Origin of the sequence: Mitsuokella apri, assembly GCF_051886055.1 — a bacterium.
In the GTDB taxonomy this organism is placed as follows: domain Bacteria; phylum Bacillota; class Negativicutes; order Selenomonadales; family Selenomonadaceae; genus Mitsuokella.
This window is the reverse complement of sequence record NZ_JBJEXT010000045.1, coordinates 1-1,610: the sequence shown is the minus strand read 5'-3', so window position 1 is coordinate 1,610 and position 1,610 is coordinate 1. Positions and strand designations below refer to the sequence as shown.

The 1,610-nt window shown below is 53.4% G+C and carries 2 protein-coding genes and 1 pseudogene; all 3 read left to right on the top strand.

Annotation, left to right across the window (positions count from 1 at the left end):
* Positions 1–572 (top strand): annotated as a pseudogene (locus ACI4OH_RS06860) (translational GTPase TypA); the annotation flags it as partial.
* 187 nt (positions 573–759) lie between these two features.
* Positions 760–1,122: a hypothetical protein gene (locus tag ACI4OH_RS06855; RefSeq protein ID WP_432648393.1), complete on the top strand. Its 363-nt coding sequence runs from the start codon at positions 760–762 to the stop codon at positions 1,120–1,122.
* 197 nt (positions 1,123–1,319) lie between these two features.
* Positions 1,320–1,610 (top strand): fumarate hydratase (locus ACI4OH_RS06850; RefSeq protein ID WP_439784456.1); only part of this gene is annotated, 291 nt, incomplete at its 3' end.

Genomic DNA, 1,610 nt, shown 5'->3' with positions numbered 1-1,610 from the left:
TGGAAGGCCTCGGCACGCGCAAGGCTGAGCTCACGAACATGACGGAGACGGCTGGTTACATGCGCCTCGAGTTCACGATTCCGGCGCGCGGCCTCATCGGTTTCCGCTCGGAGCTTTTGACGAGCACGAAGGGCAACGGCATCATGAACCATGTCTTCCATGGCTATGCACCGTACAAGGGCGATATCCCGGGCCGTACGCGCGGTTCCCTCGTTGCGTTCGAGCAGGGCGAGACGACGGGCTACGGCATCTACACGCTGCAGGACCGCGGCACGATGTTCATCGGACCGAACGAGCAGGTCTACGAAGGCATGATCGTCGGCGAGAACTCCCGCGAGAACGATATCGATATCAACCCGTGCAAGAAGAAGAACGTTTCCAACATGCGTACGTCCTCTTCGGATGAGGCTATCCGCCTGACGCCGCCGCGCATTCTGTCGCTCGAGCAGGCCATCGAGTACATCAACAGCGATGAGCTCGTCGAAGTCACGCCGGAGCACATCCGCCTGCGCAAGGCCATCCTCGACCGCACGGTCCGCGGCCGCAACGCCAAGAACGCACGCAAAGGTTAATAAATACAGTCAGACGGTTCATTTGTCTGCTTTCAAAATCCCGCTGAAGCTTTTGGCTTCGGTGGGATTTTTTTCTGCAGACTCGCTGGGGTGACCGTATCACTTGCAGTTTCCTCTGCGGCGGCGATATAATGGAAGAAAAGATATGAAATAAAAAGAAATGAGATAAATGAAAGAGGTGCAGCGCATGAATGAAAATGAACGCGAGGAACGCCGGGAGGAAGAACCAAGAGTCCGCGTGATGTCGCAGGATGAGACAGAAAATTACCGCGGCGTGACGATTGAGGAAAATCCAGACAGTGGCAAAGAAGAGCGGGCAGAAGAGACGTCGTATCAGCAGCAGAATCCATTTGGCACAGGCAGCAGAATCCATATCCATACCTTTCCATCGCAGTCCCAGCATGGCATGAGCTGGCTGACCAAGGCAGCGCTGATAGTCGGCGGTGCTGCGGTGCTGGGCTTTTTCTTCTTTGTGGCCCTGCCTTTCCTGCTCATCGCCGTCGGCGTCGGTGTGGCAGCCTGGCTGCTCTTCCAGTGGCTGCGGGGCTGATTTTATATAAGGAAAACACTATATTATACATAGATATATTGGTATTCGACTTATAGTCTGACAACGGTTATAATAAAAATCAAGAAGAGAAGAACAGCAAAAGGTTGTGATGAAAATCACAAAAACTGTTCAACGGCTTATTGATTTTGAAAATGTATAGGAAAATGTGTATAGTGTATAAGATGGGAGAGATCACAATGCGCAAGGAAGAAGCCGTAAGCCGCATGACGGATGTCATGGTGAAATTCGTCGCTTTCACGGGCAAACGTCTGCCGGATGATGTGCGCGAGAAGATTGCAGAGCTCGCAAAGCAGGAAGAAGAGCCCCTCGCTAAGGCCATTTATGAGACGATGGAACGCAATCAGGAGCTCGCGATGAAGCTCAACCGCCCGAGCTGTCAGGATACGGGCGCACTGCAGTTCTTCATCAACTGCGGCAGTGAATTCCCGTACATGGCTGAGCTGCCGGCCCTGCTGCGTCAGGCTGTC

What these genes read in the sequence shown, in the direction of transcription:
- ACI4OH_RS06855 (WP_432648393.1), top strand. Translation starts at nt 760, where the DNA reads ATGAATGAAAATGAACGCGAGGAACGCCGGGAGGAAGAACCAAGAGTC.